17 protein-coding genes are annotated in these 20,556 nt (G+C 74.8%); 6 read left to right on the forward strand and 11 right to left on the reverse strand.

Annotation, left to right across the window (positions count from 1 at the left end):
• Positions 1-46 precede the first annotated feature (46 nt).
• The gene (locus GA0070564_RS08555; protein ID WP_245669871.1) at positions 47-1,270 is read left to right on the forward strand and encodes an ArsB/NhaD family transporter; all 1,224 of its coding nucleotides are present in this window, start codon (positions 47-49) and stop codon (positions 1,268-1,270) included.
• Between the two features lie 42 nt (positions 1,271-1,312).
• Here GA0070564_RS08555 and GA0070564_RS08560 read toward each other — a convergent pair whose 3' ends face one another.
• From GA0070564_RS08560 to GA0070564_RS08580, 5 genes are all read right to left on the reverse strand, one after another.
• Positions 1,313-2,914, reverse strand: a complete 1,602-nt coding sequence (locus GA0070564_RS08560; protein WP_091605378.1) for an asparagine synthetase B family protein — start codon at positions 2,912-2,914, stop codon at positions 1,313-1,315.
• A 4-nt stretch (positions 2,915-2,918) separates the two neighbouring features.
• A complete protein-coding gene (locus tag GA0070564_RS08565; RefSeq protein ID WP_091605382.1) occupies positions 2,919-3,869 on the reverse strand; it encodes a DUF5715 family protein in 951 nt (316 codons plus the stop codon).
• A 93-nt stretch (positions 3,870-3,962) separates the two neighbouring features.
• A complete protein-coding gene (locus tag GA0070564_RS08570) occupies positions 3,963-4,775 on the reverse strand; it encodes an isocitrate lyase/PEP mutase family protein (protein WP_091605387.1) in 813 nt (270 codons plus the stop codon).
• Positions 4,772-5,791 (reverse strand): cytochrome P450, encoded by a 1,020-nt coding sequence (locus tag GA0070564_RS08575; protein WP_091605390.1) that lies wholly within the window; start codon positions 5,789-5,791, stop codon positions 4,772-4,774. The genes GA0070564_RS08570 and GA0070564_RS08575 overlap by 4 nt, the downstream gene beginning before the upstream one ends.
• A 56-nt stretch (positions 5,792-5,847) precedes the next feature.
• Positions 5,848-6,594 carry an ArsR/SmtB family transcription factor gene (locus GA0070564_RS08580; protein WP_091605393.1) on the reverse strand — a complete coding sequence of 249 codons (747 nt, stop codon included), beginning with the start codon at positions 6,592-6,594 and terminating at the stop codon, positions 5,848-5,850.
• A gap of 135 nt (positions 6,595-6,729) precedes the next feature.
• Between GA0070564_RS08580 and GA0070564_RS08585 the strand changes: the two genes are divergently transcribed.
• Positions 6,730-8,937: a family 43 glycosylhydrolase gene (locus tag GA0070564_RS08585; RefSeq protein WP_091605398.1), complete on the forward strand. Its 2,208-nt coding sequence runs from the start codon at positions 6,730-6,732 to the stop codon at positions 8,935-8,937.
• A gap of 20 nt (positions 8,938-8,957) precedes the next feature.
• Here the strand turns inward: GA0070564_RS08585 and GA0070564_RS08590 are convergent, their stop codons facing one another.
• Complete coding sequence (locus GA0070564_RS08590; RefSeq protein ID WP_091605403.1) at positions 8,958-9,494, reverse strand: 2'-5' RNA ligase family protein; 537 nt, start codon at positions 9,492-9,494, stop codon at positions 8,958-8,960.
• Positions 9,495-9,552: 58 nt separating this feature from the next.
• Between GA0070564_RS08590 and GA0070564_RS08595 the strand changes: the two genes are divergently transcribed.
• Entirely contained in the window at positions 9,553-9,987 is a 435-nt protein-coding gene (locus tag GA0070564_RS08595; RefSeq protein ID WP_245669872.1) for a nucleoside deaminase, read from the forward strand.
• Between the two features lie 180 nt (positions 9,988-10,167).
• Positions 10,168-11,955: a DEAD/DEAH box helicase gene (locus GA0070564_RS08600; RefSeq protein WP_091605407.1), complete on the forward strand. Its 1,788-nt coding sequence runs from the start codon at positions 10,168-10,170 to the stop codon at positions 11,953-11,955.
• A 112-nt stretch (positions 11,956-12,067) separates the two neighbouring features.
• On the opposite strand, the gene GA0070564_RS08605 is transcribed toward GA0070564_RS08600, so the two are convergent.
• Both GA0070564_RS08605 and lon read right to left on the reverse strand, forming a co-directional pair.
• Positions 12,068-12,616 carry a hypothetical protein gene (locus GA0070564_RS08605; RefSeq protein ID WP_091605410.1) on the reverse strand — a complete coding sequence of 183 codons (549 nt, stop codon included), beginning with the start codon at positions 12,614-12,616 and terminating at the stop codon, positions 12,068-12,070.
• Positions 12,617-12,933: 317 nt separating this feature from the next.
• Positions 12,934-15,270: an endopeptidase La gene (lon, locus tag GA0070564_RS08610; protein ID WP_091605413.1), complete on the reverse strand. Its 2,337-nt coding sequence runs from the start codon at positions 15,268-15,270 to the stop codon at positions 12,934-12,936.
• Positions 15,271-15,550: 280 nt separating this feature from the next.
• On the opposite strand from lon, the gene GA0070564_RS08615 reads away from it, so the two are divergent.
• Positions 15,551-15,898 carry a histone-like nucleoid-structuring protein Lsr2 gene (locus GA0070564_RS08615; protein WP_091605416.1) on the forward strand — a complete coding sequence of 116 codons (348 nt, stop codon included), beginning with the start codon at positions 15,551-15,553 and terminating at the stop codon, positions 15,896-15,898.
• A gap of 173 nt (positions 15,899-16,071) precedes the next feature.
• Here the strand turns inward: GA0070564_RS08615 and GA0070564_RS08620 are convergent, their stop codons facing one another.
• Both GA0070564_RS08620 and GA0070564_RS08625 read right to left on the reverse strand, forming a co-directional pair.
• Positions 16,072-17,409: a hypothetical protein gene (locus GA0070564_RS08620; RefSeq protein WP_176730606.1), complete on the reverse strand. Its 1,338-nt coding sequence runs from the start codon at positions 17,407-17,409 to the stop codon at positions 16,072-16,074.
• Positions 17,410-17,687: 278 nt separating this feature from the next.
• On the reverse strand, positions 17,688-18,560 hold the full coding sequence (locus tag GA0070564_RS08625; protein WP_091606974.1) for a hypothetical protein: 873 nt from the start codon (positions 18,558-18,560) through the stop codon (positions 17,688-17,690).
• Between the two features lie 147 nt (positions 18,561-18,707).
• On the opposite strand from GA0070564_RS08625, the gene GA0070564_RS08630 reads away from it, so the two are divergent.
• Entirely contained in the window at positions 18,708-19,796 is a 1,089-nt protein-coding gene (locus tag GA0070564_RS08630) for a DICT sensory domain-containing protein (protein ID WP_091605422.1), read from the forward strand.
• A 13-nt stretch (positions 19,797-19,809) separates the two neighbouring features.
• On the opposite strand, the gene GA0070564_RS08635 is transcribed toward GA0070564_RS08630, so the two are convergent.
• Positions 19,810-20,475 carry a nitroreductase family protein gene (locus GA0070564_RS08635; RefSeq protein ID WP_245669873.1) on the reverse strand — a complete coding sequence of 222 codons (666 nt, stop codon included), beginning with the start codon at positions 20,473-20,475 and terminating at the stop codon, positions 19,810-19,812.
• Between the last annotated feature and the right edge of the window lie 81 nt (positions 20,476-20,556).

Genomic DNA, 20,556 nt, shown 5'->3' on the forward strand with positions numbered 1-20,556 from the left:
CCCGGCCCGCCCGGCGGGCGGCCGGTGTCGTGGCAGGATCGGCGGCGTGGATCCCGCCGGCGGCCCGAACGCCCGCACCGAGCGCGCACCCGGGCGCCGGGCGCACCCGCTGGACGTGGTGGCCGTCGTGCTGGCGGTGGCCGGCGCCGGCTGCGCGCTGACCGGGTTGCTGCCCCGCGCCGAGGCCGTCGCCACCGTGCAGCGCATCCTGCCGCTGCTGCTCTTCCTCGCCACGGTGGTGGTGCTGGCGGAGCTGACCGCGGTGGCCGGGGTCTTCGACGCGGTGGCCACCCGCCTGGCCATCGCCGCCCGCGGCCGGTACGCGGCGCTCTTCGGGCTCTGCGTCGGCTTCGCCTCGCTGACCACGATCGTGCTGAACCTGGACACCACGGCCGTGCTGCTGACCCCGGTGATGCTGGCGCTGGCCCGCCGGCTGGGGCTGCCCGCGGTGCCGCTGGCGATGACCACCGTCTGGCTGGCGAACACGGCCAGCCTGCTACTGCCGGTGTCGAACCTGACAAACCTGCTCGCCGCCGACCGGATCGAGCTCGCCCCCCTGTCGTACGCGGCCCGGATGGCGGCGCCGCAGCTCGCCGCGGTGGCGGTCACGGCGGTGCTGCTCTGGTTCTGCTGGTGGCGGCCGAGCCGGCGGGGCGGGGGCGGGTTCCGCACCCCGTCCCGGCACGTGCCGGCCGACCGGTGGCTGTACCGCACGGCGGTCGCCGGCTGCCTGCTCTTCGTCGCCGGCATCCTGGCCGGGGTCCCGATCGGGCTGGCCTCCACGGTGGCGGCGGGGCTGGTGTTGGCCGGTTTCCTGGTGCGGTCCCGGGGCGCGCTGCGCCCGGGGCTGGTCCCGTGGCGGCTGCTGGTCTTCGTCACCGGCCTGTTCCTGGTGGTGCAGACGCTCGGCCGGTACGGCCTCGACGACCTGGTCGGGTGGCTGCTCGGCCCGGCCGGTGGGGCGCTCGGCGCGCTGCGCGCCGGGGGCACCGGGGCGCTGCTGTCGAATCTGGTGAACAACCTGCCGGCGTACGTGGCCGGCGAGGCGGTGCTCCCGGTCGGCGACGAACCGCGGCTGCTGGCCCTGCTGATCGGCACGAACGTCGGCCCGCTGGCCACCCCGTGGGCGTCGCTGGCCACGCTGATCTGGTACGAGCGCTGCCGGGCCGCCGGGGTCACCGTGCCGACGTCCCGGTTCCTGGTCACCGGCGCGCTGCTGGCGGTGACCGCCACCCTGGCCGCCGTGGCCGCCCTGCTGCTGACCGGCTGACCGGCCGGGTCAGACGGGTCGGCGGGTCAGCGGGTCGGCGGGTCAGCCGGCGGGCGTACGGCGGGTCGGGCGCGACCGGACCAGCCGGCGCACCAGCGGGGCGGCGTTCCACCGGGCGGCGCCCATCAGGTCGCGGGCGTGCTCCAGCACGGTGTGGTCGGGGCGGGCCAGCCCCTCGGCGATCGCCCGGTCGAGGTCGTTGCCGCAGCGGGTGAGCACCGTGTCGAAGTCCCGCCGGACCGGTTCCAGCCGGTCGTAGCCGAAGGAGCGGTGCAGCCGGGCGAAGAGCGGCTTGTAGAGCCGGGTCCGCTCGTGCAGCCCCGACGAATACGACATCGGGTTCTTCGGCCGGCGCCGGACGTAGTCGGGCAGCACGTCGGCGAAGGCCTGCCGCAGGATCCACTTCTCCTGGCCGTCGCGCAGCTTGAAATCCACCGGCAGCCGCATGGCCAGCTCCACCACGCTCAGGTCCAAGAACGGCACCCGGGCCTCCACGCCGTTGCCCATGCTGGCCCGGTCGATGCGCTGCAACTCGGTACGGCACAGGTTGCGGATCTTGTGCAGGACGAGTCGTCGGGAGGGCTCGGGGCCGACCTGGTGGTACATCGGGTAGCCGCCGAACAGCTCGTCGGAGCCGTCGCCGGTGAGCACCACCTTGATCCCCAGCTCGTGCAGCCGGCGGAAGATCGGCACCGACACCACCGCGTTGATGATGTCGCCGTACTCGGTCAGCTCGGAGACGCGGATGGCCTCGCGCACGTCGGCGAGCCGGATGTCGCGCGGGCGCAGCTCGATCACCTCGTGGGCGACGCCGAGGTCGGCGGTGAGCCGCCGGGCGTACGCCACGTCCGGGCTGTCCGGCACGCCGACGGTCACCGCCACGCAGTCGGGGTGCTGTTCGCGGACGTGCAGCAGCGCCAGGGAGCTGTCCAGACCGCCGGAGAGCACCACCCCGACGGTGAGGTCGGTGTCCACCCGCATCCGGATGGCGTCGGTGAGGGCGACCCGGACGAGCAGGGCGGCCTCGTCCGGGTCGTCCACCACGGGCAGCCCCTCGCCGAGGGTGAGCAGGTCGACGTGCGGGACGAGCCGCACCTCGCCGTCCGGGTGGGCCCAGCCGTGGTGCCCGGGTGGCACCTCGACGATCGGGACGCCGTGCCCGACCAGCGCCTTGACCTCCGAGGCGACGTGCAGGCAGCCCGGGGTGCGGGCCCAGTACAACGGCTTGACCCCGAGCGGGTCGCGGGCCAGGTAGGCCCGGCCGGTGGCCCGCTCGACGACGGCGAAGGCGTACTCGCCGCGCAGCCGGCGGACCGCGTCCCCGCCCCAGCGCAGGAAGGCGGCGAGCACCACCTCGGTGTCGCTGCCGCTGCGGAAGGCGTACCCGAGCCGCGTCAGCTCCGCGCGCAGCTCGTGGTGGTTGAAGACCTCGCCGTTGTAGCAGAGGACGTACTCCTCGTCGGCCGACACCCAGGGCTGCACGGCCCGCTCCCGGTCCACCACCTTCAGTCGGCGTACGCCGGTGAGCAGGCCGTTCTCCTGCCGGGTCTCGGTGACCTCACCGCGCGGGGCGAGCACGGCGAGCATCTGCCGGAAGACGGCCGGGTCGGCCTCCGGTCCGAGGCTCAGGGCGATGCCGCACACCGGCTCAGATCCCCAGCTCGGCCTCGTACGCCCGGCGCAACCGCGCCCGGGCGGCGGGCGCGAGGCAGACGTGCCACGCCTGTCCCTCGTCGACCACGTTGACCTCGCCGGCCGCCTGCCGGGCCAGCAGCAGGTCGGCCAGGACGTCGGCGGCGCCGAACCGGCGGAACCAGTGCATCTCGACGTCGACGGCCCAGCCGAGGCAGTGCCCGCTGGGCACCATCGCGGCGTAGCCGAGGCGGCGCAGCCGGTGCTGGTGTTCGGCGCTGCGGACCAGGCTGGTCACCCAGAGCGGCGGGGTGGCGGGCGGCGCGGTGGCGGTGAACTCCCGGCCGATGTCGTTGAGCAGCGCCACCACCTCCCGGCGGGAGCGGCGGAAGCGGACCCCGGCGGTGTGCGGGCGGGAGCCGGGCAGCATTCGCCGGCGGACCGCCCGCAGCCCCCGGCCGACGACGGTCGCGGGTTGCTCCTGGTAGCGGAAGCGGATCAGGTCGCGCCGGCGCAGCCACTCCAGGTCGACCAGCTCCTGGCTGCCGTCGACCTCGGCGTCGGTGAGGAACGGCGCGGTGTCCCGCCACCACATCACGTCGATGCGGGAGAGCAGGTAGATCCGGACCAGGGCGGTGAGGTCGACCGCCGAGGTGCGGCCGTTGGGCTGGTAGCGGGCCATCTCCAGCAGCAGGGTCTCCCGGGCGCCGACGTACCCCTGCGGGGTGGCGTCGAGCACCGCGACGATCGCCGGGTCGCGCAGCCGGTCGTCGAGCAGCGCCTGCCGGGCCCGGGTGGAGGGGGCGTCGGTCAGGGCGCCCAGCTCGACCAGGAGGTCCAGCACCGCGCCCCGGTACGCGGCCACGTCCGGCATCGCCGGGGCGGCCGGCAACGGCGGCCGGGTGGACGTGCCGGACGGGAGGTAGGAGCCGGGCTGGTGTCCGGGACTCCGGCTGGGCACGCGCATGGTGGAGGTCCTCTCCCGGTACGACACGGTGTGCTGAACCTGAAACCCACCGTAGGCACCCGGAACGAAAGGACCCCGAACAATCCTCCCGTCTCACCCCAATGAGGGGCGATTCCCTCCACCTGCGCCGAGCGACTGCACCCGCGCGTACGACGGGACGTCCGGCAGAGCGGGAGCGGCGCCGTCGCGGACGCTGGTGGCGACGTCGAGGGCGGCGCCGAGCGCGGCGCGGAACAGCAGCGATCCGGTGCTCACCCGGGCCACCCCCAGCCGGCCGAACTCGGCCAGGTCGGGTCCGCCCGGCCGGTACAGCAAGTTCAGCGGCGCGGCCAGCTCGGTGACGAGGACCCGGACCGGCCCGGGATCGGTGACCCCGGGGGCGAAGACGCCGTCGGCGCCGGCGGCCAGGTACGCCCGACCCCGGTCCAGGGCCTGCTCCAGCGGGTCGGCCACGCCCAGCCACCAGGCGTCGGTGCGCGCGTTGACGAACAGCCCCGGCACGGCCGCCTTCACCGCCGCCACCTTAGCCGCGGTGACCTCGACCGGGGCCAGGTCACCGTCGGCGCGGCCGTCCTCGAGGTTGACCCCGACCACGCCCAGGTCGGCCAGCTCGGCGACGTAGCCGGCCACCTCGGCGGGGTCGTCGCCGAACCCGGCCTCCACGTCCACGGTGAGCAGCACCGGCAGCGGGGCGAGCAGCCGGGCCAGGGTGAGGTTCTCCTCGCGGGTGGCCGCCGCGCCGTCCGGCAGCCCGTGCGCCGCGGCCACCCCGAGGCTGGTGGTGCCGACGGCCGGGAACCCGGCGGCGGCCAGGGCGGCGGCCGACGCGTGGTCCCAGGCGTTGGGCAGCAGCAGCGGTCGGCCGGGGCGGTGCAGGTCGTGGAAGGCGGCACGGCGGTCGGTCATCGGAACCTCACCTCGAGACGGGTCGGGACACGGAGGGTGGGATGCGGGGCGTACCGGACCGGTCCGGGGGCCGGTCGGCAGCGCCCGCGCAGCACGTCGAACACCCCGGCGGCCAGCGCGAGCGCGTGCCGCTCGCCGGGGCAGCCGCGGGGGCCGGCGCCGAAGGTGAGCGCGCCGTCCGGCCGTCCGGGCGCGAAGCGGTCCGGGTCGGCGAAGACCGCCGGGTCCCGGTTGGCCGCGTCGAAGCGCAGCAGCACCGCCGCGCCGGCGCCGATCTCCCGCCCGCCCAGGTTGGTCGGGGCCACGGCCACCCGGCGGGTGCCGCGGACCGGCGGGTCGAGCCGGAGCACCTCGGCGAGCAGGTCGGTCGAGTCGTGGCCGGCCGGCGCGTCGAGCAGGTGCCGGGCGGCGGCGCCGACCAGGCCGGCGGTGGCGTCGCAGGCCTGCACCAGCAGCCCGAGCCGGTTCGCGGTCCGCTCCGGCCCGGCGCCCGGCGACCGCGCGAGCAGGTCGGCCACCGCGGCGTCGGCGCGGCGGACCAGGTCGGCGGCGGCACCCGGGTGGTAGGCGGCGGCGACGTCGGCCACCGCCGGCCAGGCCGACGCGGGCCGGTCCAGGCCGAGCCGCCCGGCCAGCACCTGCACGGGTACGCGCCGCGCGAGAGCGCCGATCACGTCGACCCGGTCGCCCGCCCGGTCGAGGATCGCGGCGGTGGCGGACGCGGCCTCGGCGCGCAGCCCGACCGGGTCGAGGACGGCGAGCGCCGCGACGCCGTGCGCTCGCCGGGCGGCGTGCCGCTCGGGGGCGCTGAACCGGCTGACCGTGCCGCGCAACCAGGCCAGCGTGCCGGGTGGGCCGGCCGGTCCGGCGACGGGGACCGTCAGGGCCGGGTCGGTCAGCGCGGCGAGGACGTCGGCGTACCGGGTCACTGACCAGCCGGCGCCGGAATCCGGGGCGGGTGGACCGCAGGGCGGGGTGTCCGGGGCGGGATCGACGACGGGCCAGGCGTGGGTCACCCGGCCGAGGCTAGGTGCGCCACGCTTCGGCGCGGACCGAACCGTCCCCGCCACGTTCAGGCGCGGCCCCCGCCCGTCGCCTCGCGCGGCGGCGGTGCGAGGTCGGCGGGGGCGACGCCGAGCAGCGCGGCGAGTCCGTCGGCGCCGGCCGGGGTGAGTCGTACCGCCCGCCCGGCGCCCGGGACGATCCAGCCGAGGTCGAGCAGGCGCCGGCAGAGCGCCGCGCCGAGCGCCCCGGCCAGGTGCGGCCGCCGTTCGGTCCAGTCGAGGCAGTCGCGGACCAGGGGACGGCGGGCGCCGCGCAACGGCTCGGCCGGGACGCCGAGCGCGGCGAGCCGGTCCCAGCCGGTCGGGGTGACGGCGAGGCCGCCGGCCCGGTCGAGCAGGCCCCGGCGGAGCAGTCCGTCGAGCAGCGTCACCCCGAGCCGGCCCGCCAGGTGGTCGTAGCAGGTCCGGGCGTACGCCAGGGCGGTGCCGGCGGCGGCGACCCGCAGCGAGCCGGCGGGCCTCGGTGGGGCCGGGGCGTGGCCGGCCAGGTCCTCGATCAGCTGGGCCACCGACGGCCCGGCCAGCCGCAGGTAGCGGTGCCGGCCCTGCCGCTCCTCGGCGAGCAGGCCACCGCGGACCAGCCGGGTGAGGTGGTCGGTGGCGGTGGACGGGGCGACGCCGGCGTGCCGGGCGAGTTCTCCCGCGGTCCACGCCCGGCCGTCGAGCAGGGCCAGGCAGATCGCGGCCCGGGTGTCGTCGGCGAGCAGCCCGGCGATTGCCGACATCCCCCGGCCGGCGGAGGCGATCGCGTTCATCGCCTCATGATGCCCCGCGTCCCGCGGCGATCCCGACCCGGCAGCTCTTTACAACGTTGTAGCCAACGTTGTAGACAGTGTGGACCGCAGTGACCCTTGTCGACTTTTGAACGCCCGACCACCAAGGCAGGTTCGATGGGACACCTCCAGCGCGGCGGCGCCGTTGCCGCCGTACTCGGTCTGCTGCTGGCCGCGACGCCGGCCGCAGCAGACCCGCCCGACCGCTACCGCAATCCGATCTCCGCCGACTTCGCCGACACCTTCGCCGACCCGGTCGTCGTCCGCGGCCCCGACGGCCTCTGGTACGCCTACGGCACCAGCGACCCGCTCAAAGAGGGCGAGAAGACCGCCCACCGGGTGCCGGTGGCCCGCTCCGCCGACCTGGTCGACTGGACCTACGTCGGGGACGCCTTCGGCCCCGACCAGCGTCCCGCCTTCGCCGCGCCCGGCGCCGCATTCTGGGCCCCCGACGTGCGCTACGTCGACGGCCGCTGGGTGATGTACGTGACGGTCACCGACACCACCGTCTCCGACGACACCTTCGACACCGCCGTCGGGGCGGCGACCGCGCCCAGCCCGGCCGGCCCGTGGACCTTCAGCGACACCCCCGTCGTGGCCCCCCGTCCCGGGCCCGGCGGCGGCTACCTGTGGACCATCGACCCGAGCCAGTTCACCGACGTCGACGGCACGAAGTACCTCTACTACGGCAGCTACTACGGCGGGGTATCGGTCACCGAGCTCTCCCCCGACGGGCTGCGCGCGGTCGGCGAGCCGACCCTGGTGGCGATCGACAACAAGTTCGAGGGCAGCTACGTGCTGCGCCACGACGGCTGGTACTACCTCTTTGCCTCCACCGCGAACTGCTGCGCCGGGCCGGCCACCGGCTACTCGGTGCACGTCGGACGCTCCCGCAGCCCACACGGCCCGTTCGTCGACCGCGAGGGCGTGTCGCTGACCGCGTCCCGGGCCGGCGGCACCCCGGTGCTCACCCAGAACGGCAACCGCTGGATCGGCACCGGCCACAACGGCTTCCTCACCGACCTGTCCGGCCAGGACTGGATCGTCTACCACGCCATCGACCGGGCCGACCCGTACCTGGACGAGCCGTTCGGCATCAACGAGCGGCCGATGCTGATCGACCGCCTCGACTGGGTGAACGGCTGGCCGACGGTCAACGCCGGCGCCGGGCCGTCCGACGGGCCGCGACCCGCCCCGGTCACCACCGCCCGCCTCGACGAACGCTTCACCTCCGCCTCGCTCGCCGGTTGGCGCACGGCCGGCGACTGGCGGGTCACCGGCGGGGCACTCACCGGCACCGGCACGCTGACCTCCCGGTCGGCCACCGGCGGGGACGTCCGCGCCGAGGCCGACCTGCGGGTCGGCGACGCCGACGCCGCCGGGCTGTCGCTCGGCGGCCGGGTCACCGTCACCGTCGACGCCGCCGGCCGGCTGACCGCCAGCCAGGGCGACCGCACCGCCACCTCCGCCGCACCGGCCAACTTCGACCCGGCCGACCGGCACAACCTCGCCGTCGAGGTACGCGGCCGCCAGCTCGTCGCCGAGCTGAGCCCCGCCCGCCTCGGCGACCAGCTCGCCACCGTCGCGCTGCGGCTGGACCGCCCCGCCGCCGGCCCGCTCAGCCTGGTCGCCACCGGCGGTCGGGCCGAGTTCGACAACGTCAGCGCCGCCCGGCTGTACCGGCCGGCGCACCGCCTCGCCCCCACCCCGCGGGTCGGCGCACCCCTGCCGGCGTACTCCGACGAGTTCTCCGACGGGCTCGCCCCGGCGTGGCAGTGGGTCCGGCGCAACCCCGACGCCACCGTCGCAGACGGGCAGCTGCGCTGGCCGGTCGAGGCGGCCGACCTCACCGGCACCAGCAACAGCGCCGGAGTGCTGCTGCGCGACGCCCCCACCGGCGACTACGTCGCCGAGACCAAGGTGACCCTGGACCTCGGCGAGGAGACGGTCCGCAACTTCCAGCAGGCCGGCATGGTCGCGTACGTCGACGACGACCGGTTCGCCCGACTGTCCCAGGTCGCGATCTGGAACACCCGGCAGGTCGAGTACGGCTACGAGCTGCCCTTCGCCGGCCAGCCGGTGTACGGCGGCAACATCGTCGGCCCGCCGGCGAAGACGACGTGGCTGCGGCTCGCGCACCACGTCGACCCGGCTACCGGGGAGCACGAGTTCCGGGCCGGGTCGAGCCGGGACGGGGTGACGTGGACCTGGGGCGGGGTGTGGACGTTCCCGGCCGGGACGACGCCGAGGATCGGGCTGGTGGCGCACGGCGGGGACCAGCCGCCGGTGACGGCCGAGTTCGATTACCTGCGGTTCTACCGCTGAGGCGGACGGTGCCGCCCACCTCACCAGGTGGGCGGCACCGCCGTGTCGGCGGTCAGGAAGGTCACCGTCCGGCTCTCCCCGTCGTAGCTGCGCGCCGCCACGAACTCCCCCACCGGCCGGTCGCCGCCGACCGCCGCCCGGGCGGTCCGCCGGTCGGCGTCCCGGAACCGCAGCGCGAGACTCAGGTGCGGCACCCACCGGCCCGGCCGGTGCCACGGATTGGCCCCCTCGGCGTCGCCGAGCACATCCCAGACGGCGGCGTGCAGCGCCACCAGCTCGGGGGTGGGCCGCAGCAGCCAGACCAACGGCGCGCTGCCGTCGAGCACCTCGACCCGGTCCAGCCGGGCCGGCACCGGCAGCACCGCGGCGCAGAGATCGGCCAGGCGTTCCTGCGCCCCGGGCGGGAACGCGTCGACCGCGGCGAGGGTCAGGTGCGGCCGGTTGGTGGGGTGGACGTTGCGGGCCAGGCTGGGCAGCCCGGCGGCGGACAGCCGGGACCAGGCCGCGCGTACCCCGTCCTCCAGCCGCGTGGAGCAGAGCAGTTCGACCGTACGCACGCCCGTCAGGTTAGACCCGGCCCGTGTGCCGGGCGGCCCGACGGGGAACCGTGCTGGCATGAGCATGCTGAACTCCGACGAGGAACGACACCTGCGCCGGGCGATCGCGCTGGCCGCCACGGCCGCCGGGGCCGGCGACGGGCCGTTCGGGTCGCTGCTGGTGGCCGGGGACGGGCGGGTGCTCGCCGAGGAGGTCAACACCGAGCGGACCGACCGGGACGTCAGCGCCCACCCGGAGCTGAAGCTGGCCCGTTGGGCGGCCCGCGAGCTGGACGCCGACACCGCCGCCGGCACCACCATGTACACCAGCTGCCAGCCGTGCCCGATGTGCGCGTTCGCGATCGACCGCTCCGGCCTGGGCCGGGTGGTGTACGCGCTCAGCGCCGACCAGCTGGTGACGTTGCGTCCCTCGGTGGCCCCGGCGCCGCCCCGGGTGACGTACCTGGGACCGGCGCTGCTCGACGAGGCGCGCGTTCCGGTCGAGGAGGACTGACCTACAGCCAGCCCGCGTCGCGGGCGATCCGGACCGCCCCAGTTCTGCGGCGTGCTGGACGTCGTGGTCGGGGTGACCGTCGCGCTGGCCCTGCTGGCCGGGTGACCCCCGGACGTGTCGCGCGCGACGGTTGTGCCGGTCGGCGGAACGCGCCGACCGGCATGATGAAAAGCTTTGCCCATGAGTTCCGCACCCGTACCGACCGACCCCACCCCCGCCGACCCCGACGAGGCCGCCGCCTTCGCGGACCTCGGACTGCGGGACGAGCTGCTCGGCGCGCTCAGCGCCCTGGGTTACGAGGAGCCGACCCCGATCCAGCGGGAGGCGATCCCCACGCTGTTGAGCGGCCGGGACCTGCTCGGCCAGGCGGCGACCGGTACGGGCAAGACCGCCGCCTTCGCGCTGCCGCTGTTGCAGCGGATGCCCGACGACCGGTCCGGCGGCGAGCCGCTGGCCCTGGTGCTGGTGCCCACCCGGGAGCTGGCGGTGCAGGTCTCCGAGGCCTTCCACCGGTACGGCAAGGACCTGGGCGCCCGGGTGCTGCCGATCTACGGCGGGCAGCCGATCGGCCGGCAGTTGCGCGCGCTGGACCTGGGCGTGGACGTGGTCGTGGCCACGCCGGGCCGCGCCCTGGACCACATCGCCCGGGGCACCCTGCGGCTGGGCAACCTGAACACCGTGGTGCTGGACGAGGCCGACGAGATGCTTGACATGGGCTTCGCCGAGGACATCGAGGCGATCCTCGAGCACGCGCCGGAGCAGCGGCAGACGGTGCTCTTCTCGGCCACCATGCCGGCGCGGATCGACGGACTGGCCCGTAAGCACCTGTCCGATCCGGTGCGGATCCAGATCGGGCGGGAGCAGCCGGTCGCCGGGGAGGCGCCCCGGGTGCGGCAGAGCGCGTACATCGTCGCCCGGGCGCACAAGCCGGCGGCGCTCGGCCGGGTGCTCGACGTCGAGTCCCCCACCGCGGCGATCGTCTTCTGCCGCAGCCGGGAGGAGGTGGACCGGCTCACCGAGACGATGAACGGCCGGGGCTACCGGGCCGAGGCGCTGCACGGCGGGATGAGCCAGGAGCAGCGCGACCGGGTGATGGGGCGACTGCGCTCCGGCACGGCGGACCTGCTGGTGGCGACCGACGTGGCCGCCCGTGGCCTGGACGTGGAGCAGCTCACCCACGTGGTGAACTACGACGTGCCGTCGGCCCCGGAGTCGTACGTGCACCGCATCGGTCGGGTGGGCCGGGCCGGTCGGGAGGGCGTGGCGATCACCCTCGCCGAGCCGCGTGAGCACCGGATGCTCAAGACCATCGAGCGGGTGACCGGCCAGCGGATCGCCATCGACAAGATCCCGACGGTCGCCGACCTGCGGACCCGTCGGCTGGAGCTTACCCAGGCGGCGCTGCGGGAGTCGCTGCTGGAGGACGACCTGGAGCCGTTCCGGGTGATCGTGGAGACGCTCAGCGACGAGTTCGACATGATGGAGGTGGCGCTGGCGGCGGTGCGGCTGGCCCACGAGGCGACCCTGCCGGGCTCCGCCGACGAGGACGAGGAGATCCCGCAGGTCGCGGTCCGTCCGCAGCGGGAGACCCGACCGGGGTACGAGGGGCGTGGTGCCGACCGTCGCGGTGGCGGCGGCCGGCCGCGTACCGGCGGCACCACCCAGGTCTTCATCGGTCTGGGCCGGCGGGCGGGGGTCCGGCCGCAGGATCTGGTCGGGGCGATCACCGGGGAGACCGGCATCAACGGCCGGGACATCGGCTCGATCGAGATCGCCGACCGGTTCTCGCTGGTGGAGGTGCCGGTGGGGGTGGCCGACGAGGTGATCCAGGGGCTGCGGGGCAGCACCATCAAGGGACGCAAGGCGACCGTGCGCCGGGACCGGGACGGTGACGGTGACGGCGGCGGCGGCGGCGGCGGCGGCGGCGAACGTCGCTACGAGTCCCGGGAGCGGCGCGACCGCCGCTGACCGGGGCGGGTCGGGGACCCGCCGCGGCGCCGGTCCGGACCGGCGCGTCCGCGACCGGCCGACGCGACACGTCGGGGCCGACCCGACCGGGCCGGCCTCGACGTGGGGCGGATCAGCAGTTGCGGATGGACCACACCGGGTCCCAGTTGTAACTGCCCCGGCCGACGGTCGTGAACGACTTCAGGGTGCCGCCGCTCTGGTTGTAGAAGTACACCCGGACGCCGCCGTACTGGTTGTTGTAGTAATAGCCGGTGCCCTGCCAGTACGAAAGCGTGTAGCGGTTGCAGTAGTAGAGGTCGAAGACCTTCCAGGTTCCCCTTGTCGGGTCCCACACCGAGGCGCAGAAGTATCCGGACGCACAGGAGACGGTCTGCGGGCTCGACGTGTACCGGACGGTGGTGGCCGGGCTGATCGTGGGCGAGACGGCGGCCAGCACGGCCCCCGCCTGCGCGCCGCCGGAGGTGACCTGTTGACGGGGTGCGGCCGCGGCTGCGGCCACGGCATGGCTGGTGGTGGCGTGGCTCTCGGCCGGTCGGGCGGCGGCCGGGGCGGCCACCGCCAGCGTGCCGGCCATGGTCACACCACCGAGCAGCGCGAGCAGCCGAGCCGACCTCCGGAATCCGGCCCGGCGCGGGGTCCCGCGCGACGATTCAGCGTGCATGTGACGCTCCTTTCACAAACGGTCGTCTGGCGGCCGGCTGCGAGCAAATGCCTCGGCGAAGCCGGTCGACGGGAGCCTAGAACCGCCGACTGATCGACAGCCAGGTCGGCTTCCGTCATTTCGCAACCGATGCCAAAGGATCGCCACAATGTGAATGGAGATTCAACTGGATTCGAATTTTCCAGCAAGAAAGTGAAAGTGGTATAGGGAGATTCGCGTACCGGTCGACGGGTCAACCGGACCGGCCACCGACAGTTCGAGGGCCGGACGACCTCGGGCGGCCGACCCCGCGTCGGGGTCGGCCGCCCGTGGTGCCGTCAGGCGGCGGCGAGCGGCTGCCCGCCCAGCGTCTGGGCGTCGACGTCGGCCGGGCGCAGCGCCAGGGCGAGCACGTCGGCGACGTCGGCCAGGGTGTGGATGGTCAGCGCCTCGCGGACCTCCGGAGGCAGGTCGTCCAGGTCCGGCTCGTTGCGGGCCGGGATGATCACCTCGGTCAGGCCCGCCCGGTGCGCGGCCAGCAGCTTCTGCTTCACCCCGCCGATGGGCAGCACCCGGCCGGAGAGGGTCACCTCGCCGGTCATGCCGAACTCGGGCCGTACCGGCCGGCCGGTGACCAGGGAGGCCAACGCGGTGACCATGGTGATGCCGGCGCTGGGGCCGTCCTTGGGCACCGCGCCCGCCGGGAAGTGCACGTGGATCCGCCGCCCGGCCAGGGCGTTGGGGTCGATGCCGAGCCGCCGACCGTTGGAGCGAAGGTACGACAGCGCGATCTGCGCCGACTCCTTCATCACGTCGCCGAGCTGCCCGGTCAGGGTCAGCCCCGGCTCGCCCTCCATGCTGCTGGCCTCGATGAACAGCACGTCCCCACCGGCGCCGGTCACGGCCAGGCCGGTGGCCACGCCGGGCACCGCGGTCCGCTCCGCCGACTCCGGGGTGAACTTCGGCCGCCCCAGGTAGCGGGCCAGGTTGCCGGTGTCCACCCGGACCGGCGCGGGGTCGGCCGCCAGCGCCACGGTCACCTTGCGCAGGATCTTCGCCAGGGCGCGCTCCAGGTGCCGGACGCCGGCCTCCCGGGTGTACTCGCCGGCGATCAGCGCCAGCGCCCCGTCGGCGACGGTCACCTCGTCGGCGGTCAGTCCGGCCCGGTCGAGCTGCCGGGGCAGCAGGTGGTCGCGGGCGATGGCGACCTTCTCGTCCTCGGTGTAGCCGTCCAGCGTGACCAGCTCCATCCGGTCCAGCAGCGGGCCGGGGATCGACTCGACCACGTTGGCGGTGGCCAGGAAGAGCACGTCGGACAGGTCGAGGTCGACCTCCAGGTAGTGGTCGCGGAAGGTGTGGTTCTGCGCCGGGTCGAGCACCTCGAGCAGGGCCGCGGCCGGGTCGCCGGAGTAGCCGACGGCCAGCTTGTCGACCTCGTCGAGGAGCACCACCGGGTTCATCGAGCCGGCCTCGCGCAGCGCGCGGACGATCCGGCCGGGCAGCGCGCCGACGTAGGTGCGCCGGTGGCCGCGGATCTCCGCCTCGTCCCGGACGCCACCGAGGGAGACCCGGACGAAGTTGCGACCCAGGGCCCGGGCGACGGACTCGCCGAGGCTGGTCTTGCCGACGCCGGGCGGGCCGGCGAGGGCGAGCACCGCGCCGGAGCCACGCCCGCCGACCACACCGAGGTTGCGCTCGGCCCGGCGGTTGCGCACCGCGAGGTACTCCAGGATGCGGTCCTTCACGTCGGCCAGGCCGGCGTGGTCGGCGTCGAGCACCGCCCGGGCCGCGGCCAGGTCGGTGTTGTCCTCGGTACGCGTGTTCCACGGCATCTCGAGGACGGTGTCCAGCCAGGTACGGATCCAGCCCGTCTCCGGAGAGGCGTCACTGGCCCGCTCCAGCTTGCCGACCTCGCGCAGGGCGGCCTCGCGGACCTTGTCGGGCAGGTCGGCGGACTCCACCCGGGACCGGTAGTCGGCGGAGCCGTCCGGCTCGTCCTCGCCGAGCTCCTTGCGGATGGCGGCGAGCTGCTGGCGGAGGAGGAACTCGCGCTGGGACTTCTCCAGCCCCTCCCGCACGTCGCTGTTGATCTGCTCGGTGACCTCCTGCTCGGCCAGGTGCTCCTTGACCCAGCCGACCAGCAGTTCGAGCCGGGCGGTGACGTCCGGCGCGCCGAGCAGTTCGGTCTTCTGCCCGAGGCTGAGCCAGGGCGCGTAGCCGGCGGCGTCGGCCAGCTCGGAGAGGTCGGTCATCCGCTCCATGGCGTCGATGACCTGCCAGGCGCCGCGCTGCTGGAGGACCGAGGTCATCAGCGCGCGGTACTCGCGGGCGAGTTCCCGGGCCTTGCCGGCCGGGGCGGGTTCGTCCAGGGGGGTGGCCTCGACCCAGAGGGCGGCGCCCGGTCCGGGCACGCCGGAGCCGATCCGGGCGCGGGCCAGGCCGCGGACCACGGCGGCGGGCTCGCCGTCGGGCAGCCGGCCGACCTTCTCGATGGTGGCGATCACGCCGACGGGGCCGTACTCGCCGTCGATGCGGGGCACGGCGAGCAGCTTCTTGTCGCCGGTGGCCCGGGCGGCGTCGACGGCGGCCTGGGTGGTCGGGTCGAGGGTCACCGGGATGACCATGCCGGGCAGCAGGACGGCGTCGGTCAGGGGCAGTACCGGAAGAGTAGCCATCGAACACCTGCTATCACGTTGGGTTGAGCGTGTCTGGCTCAAGTCAGCGGACGGGTCCGTTGTTCCGGGCTGTGACCCAGCACACGCCGGGACGCCGAGGCCGGTTCGTCGACCGGCGATCCGGCCCGCCGGAATGGCGCACCCGCGGGATTGACCGGAGGCGGATTTCCGAGGATCGGGACGACGCGCCGAATGGAAATTGGTGGGTAATGTTGCGATTATGCCCGGCCATACGTCAAACTCTGGGGCAGAACCAGCCCGACACGAGGAGTAATTGGCGATGGCAAGGAAGGTAATCACCGTTCTGACCGACGATCTCGACGGCGGAAAAGCCGATCGGACCGTCGAGTTCAGCCTGGACGGCGTGGCGTACACCATCGACGTCTCCGACGAGAACGCGGGGGTTCTGCGCAAGGCTCTGGACCCGTACATCAGCGCCGGTCGGCGCATCGGCCGCGGTCCGGTCGACGCCGGTCGCGCCACCCGCCGGCCCGGCCGTCCGGCCGGCGCCGGAATGGACCGGGAGCAGAACCGGGCCATCCGGGAATGGGCCACCAAGAACGGCCACGAGATTTCCGAGCGGGGTCGGATCCCGGTGTCGGTCGTCGAGGCGTACAAGAACCGCTGAGACAACCGGCGCGGTCACCCGCGGACACGTCGGGGTCACGCTGGGAAAGCGGCGTGATCCCGGTGGGCGCCTTTCCGCCGTTCACCATTTTCCGCCGGCCCGGCAGCCGCGGCGCGGCGGGTTCCACCCGAGGATCGGGCGGCCCGGGGACATCCCGGGCCGCCCGATCCTCGTCAGTCGACCTGGATGCGCACCACGTCGAACGCGGGCGTCTGGTTCGCCCGCTCCATCATCGGAATCCGGTGCGAGCCGTCCCCGGCCCAGACCGCGCACTGCGCCGTGCCGGACTGCGGCAGGCCCGGGATCTGGATGAGGACGTCGTCGGGCTGGGCGCCACCACGCCCGTCCTCGGTGGCCACGAAGAACGCCGGCACGTCCTGCGGCGCGGGCGGCTCACGGTCGCTCTGCAGCATCCGGCAGGCGGTGTGGAAGTGGCCGCGCACCAGCCCCTGGTCGTTCAGCAGCGAACTCTCCAGGTAGTAGCCCCCCTTGCCCGCGGCGAGGAACCGGTCGCGGACCAGGTTGCGGGTGGTCACCCGCAGCGTGAACGCCTGGTTGCGCTGCACCTGCCCGGGGAACTGGGTGATCAGCAACGACGGGTTGTTCGCCGCCGCGCCGACCTCACCGAAGGCCGTGCTCACGCACCGGTTGCCGTTCTGGAAACCATCGTGCGCCTGCAACCTGCTGTTCCCGCAGTCCTTCGCCAGGACGCCGAGCCCGTTGTCGTTGTTGCCGCCGCCGTTGTTGTTCCCGCCATTGTTCGCGCCGCCGTTGCCGGCGCCACCGTTGTCGTTTCCACCCGTGGCGCCACCGTTGCCCGCGCCACCATTGGCGCCGCCGTTGTCCGCGCCGCCGTTCGCGCCACCGTTGTTCGCACCGCCGTTGTTCCCGCCGCCGTTGTTGCCGCCGGCCAGCGCGCACTCGGCGAGCCGGTCGAGGCCCTGCGGGCGCTGCGCGACCCGGCCGATCGCGGTGGCGATCCGGTTCAGGGCGGCCCGCCGCTTGTCGGCGAGCGGTCGCAGGATCGCGTTGTTGACGAAGTCCGGACCGTTGGCGCCCTCGGCGGCGAGCCGGCGGTTCGCCTCGGCGATCTGCCGCTGGAGCAGGGCCAGGTTGCGGTCGACCTCGTTGCGGGCCGCCGCCGGCACCTGCTGGAGCTGGCCGGTGGCGTCCGGGCAGGCCACGGTGGTCGCGCCGGCGCCCGCGCCACCCGCCGTGGTGTTCTGGCACTCGGCGACCGACATCTGCCCGTCGCCCCAGTGGTTGCGCACCCAGCGACCGTTCTGCCAGGTCCGGGTGGTGCTGCCACGACCGCTCGGCGAGGTGGCGCCCGGGCTCGGCGCCACGCACGAGACCGCCCTGGTGCGGGTGCCCGTCGGCCGCTCGTGGGCCGACGAGATCTGGGTGACGGCGACGATCCCGCCGAAGACCGCGAGCGTGCCGACCACGGCCAGCACCCGCTTGCTCCGCGCGTTACCGGATGACCGGCGCGCGGTTGTGGACCTGCGCATCGAATTGCTCTCCTTCTCGATCCGGTAGTTGACCCGCGACCTCGCCGGATCGACGAATTCGGGGTCTGCCACCCCGGCGAGGAACACGGCGCCGTTCCGGCCGTACGTCGATGACCGACGATGCCCCTTCCGCACCGTCCGCCGCGCCCGCCGGGCGCGGCCGGGAAGATCTGCGTCCGTTCGGGCAGGAGTACGGAGTGCGGGCCGCCAGGGTTCAACCGGGCGTACGCGGATTTCCGGGAAAAGGAGCGGCGGGGGACGACACCCGCCGAATGCGCTCAGTCGGCGCAGAGGTGCGCGAAGGCGAAGCCGTCCACCAGCTCGTCGGAGCGCTCGTTCAACTCCACCACCGACCGGCGCAGCTCGTCACCGGTGACCAGCTCCGGCGTCACCCCGGTCAGGTCGCGCAGCCGCTCGCCGAGCGCCGCCGCGGCCAGGTCCTCGGCCAGCCGGGCGGCGTCCACCCCGCTCCAGACCCCGTGCTCCCAGATCCGCACCCGCTCCACCAGGCACCGGTCCGGGCGCACGGAGACCCAGCTCCAGCCCTCCGCCGGCCCGCCCCGCCACCGCACGTGCAGACCCCGCACCAGCGGGTCTGCCAACCGCCGGTCCACGTACGCCTCGACCGCCGCCGTACGGGCCAGCGCGCCGAGATCGTTCACGTGGCCGCTACGCCCATCGGGCAGCCGGCCGACGATGTCGCGGAAGCCCACCGACGCCGGGTCCGGGTCACCGCCCGCGCCGTCGACGTCGACGACCCCGGCGTACCGGCGGGCGTCCAGGACGTACCCGATGATCCGCCGGCTGTGCCCGGCGGCGCCCGGCGTGGCGCTCTCCACCGTGAGCACCGGGAGCCCGACCGCCGCGCAGACGGCCGTCGTCGCCCGCTCGACCCGGTGCCGGGGCGACCCGGACGGCGCCGGTGGCGCGATCCGCAGCGCGAACGCCGGCAGCCCGGTGCGGGCGTCGCAGACCACCTGGTCGAAGCCCTCGCGCAACGCGGAACTCCACTGGTGCCCGGTGATGCCCGGCGGGCGACCGGTGACCAGCTCACCCAGGCGGCGATCGGGGTGCACGACCGGATCGGCGCCGGACCGGTCCGGGTCGGCGGTGAGGGGACGCAGCCAGGCGCCGGTGCCGGTGCTCGTCATCGTGGTGGGATCCATCCGTGGGGCGGTCGACCGGCCCCGAGTCTAGGTCGCCGATCATGGGCGGCGGCTCGGCGGTGCGGCCGAGCCGCCCGGTGGCCGGCCGACGCAGCGGATGCGCCGCTCGGGCCGATTATCTAGGCTCACCGGGTGCCACAGAGTGGAGCAGAACCGCAACGATCGACCAAGCGCGCTCTCGTCGCCGTCTCGCACGCCATCGAGCAGGCCGCGCTGGCCACCGCGGAGGACGGCCCGCTGCTGGTCGTCGCGCTGTTCCAGCGGCTGCCGTACTTCGAGCGGGAACGCGCCCGGTACGCGCGGATCGCCGGCACGGCCGCCGTGACGGTGATCGGCATGGTCGGCCAACTCCCGGCCGACCTGCCGCCCAACGTGGTGGGTGTGACGCTGGACGAGGCGGAGGAGCTGGGCCGCGAGTGGAGCGTGGTGGCGCTGACCCCCCGCTTCGGCGCCGCCCTGGTGGCGTACGACCGGGGTGAGGTGGAGCCGGCGCCCACGCTGGAGGCCGGACGGCTCTTCGACGGCGGCTGGAGCTTCCGGCGCGACGCCGCGTTGCACGAGGCGCTGCGGCTGCGCGACCGCCTCGGCGACCGGGTGTCCGGTCCGGCCCGCGCGGCCTTCGACGCGGTCCTGGAGCGGGTACGGGACCTGCCCGCCACGCCCGGGGAGAGCCGGGCGGAGGCGGCGCTGCGGCTGATGGCGGAGCGGGCCGAGCGGGCCGGGGCCGAGCCGGTCGAGGAGCGGCCATCGCTGCTGGACGAGCCGGCGATGCGCCGGTGGACGCTGGCCGACGGGGTCACCGCCTCCGGCACCCTGCCGGTGGCGGTGATCGGCGTCCGGGTGGCGGAACCGGCCGGCACCCCGGAACGCTTCGGCCGGCGCAGTCTGGCCCGGGAGACCCAGGCCGTCGTGGCCGCCCTGACCGCGGTGCTGCGCCCGGTGGACCGGGCGGTACGCCTCACCGAGCACGAGTACCTGCTGGTCCTGCCGGCGCTCACCGAGGAACAGGCGGTGGCCGTGGCCGGCCGGGTCCACGAGTCGATCGGCGGACTGGCCCGCTCGTACCCCTTCGTGGCCTACGCGGTGCACGCGGCGGTCGCCGTCACCGACCGGCGTCCGCTGCCGGTGGCCGAGGTGCGGCACGCGGTCGAGTGGGCGGCGCGGGAGGGTGTGCCGGTGGCCACGGTCGCCCGGGAGGCGGTGGCCGCCGGGCCGCGCTGACCGGGCCCGCGGCTCAGCGCCAGACCACCACCTCGGACAGCGGCTTGCGCGCCAGGTCCGGCACGCCGGCCCCGTCGGCCGGGTAACCGACCGGGATGATCAGGTAGCCCCGCTCCTCCGCCGGCCGGTCGAGCAGCTCGTTGAGGAACCGCATCGGGCTCGGCGTGTGGGTGAGGGTGGCCAGGCCGGCGTGGTGCAGGGCCGCGAGCAGGAATCCGACGGCGATCCCGACCGACTCCTTGACGTAGTACGGCCGGGGCGTGCGCGGCCCGCGGTGCACCTCGAAGACCACGATCACGGCCGGGGCGGTCTCCAGGAAGGGCTTGCTGGCGTCGGTGCCCAGCGGCGCCAACGCGGCCAACCACTCTTCCGGTGCCCGCCGCTCGTAGAAGACCCGCTCCTCCGCCTCCGCCGCCGCGCGCAGCCGGCGCTTCAGCCCGGGGTCGGTGACCACCACGAACCGCCACGGTTGCACGTTCGCGCCGCTGGGCGCGGACGCCGCCGCGCGCAGCGCCTCGGCCAGCACGCCGTCGGGCACCGGCCGGTCGCTGAACTCCCGCACGCTGCGGCGCCGGGTCATGGCCCGGGCGAAGTCGCGGGCCCGGGACAGGGCCTGGTCGGCCGGGACACCGTAGTCGGGGACGGGCAGGGGCGACGCGGGATCCGGGTTCGTCGACACCGGACCATTGTGGACGTGACCATCGGTCCCGGCCACCGGACGGACCCGCGAGGGCCGGTCCCGGCCGGGCCGGCATGATCG

It is taken from the genome of Micromonospora mirobrigensis (assembly GCF_900091555.1).
Lineage (GTDB): Bacteria > Actinomycetota > Actinomycetes > Mycobacteriales > Micromonosporaceae > Micromonospora > Micromonospora mirobrigensis.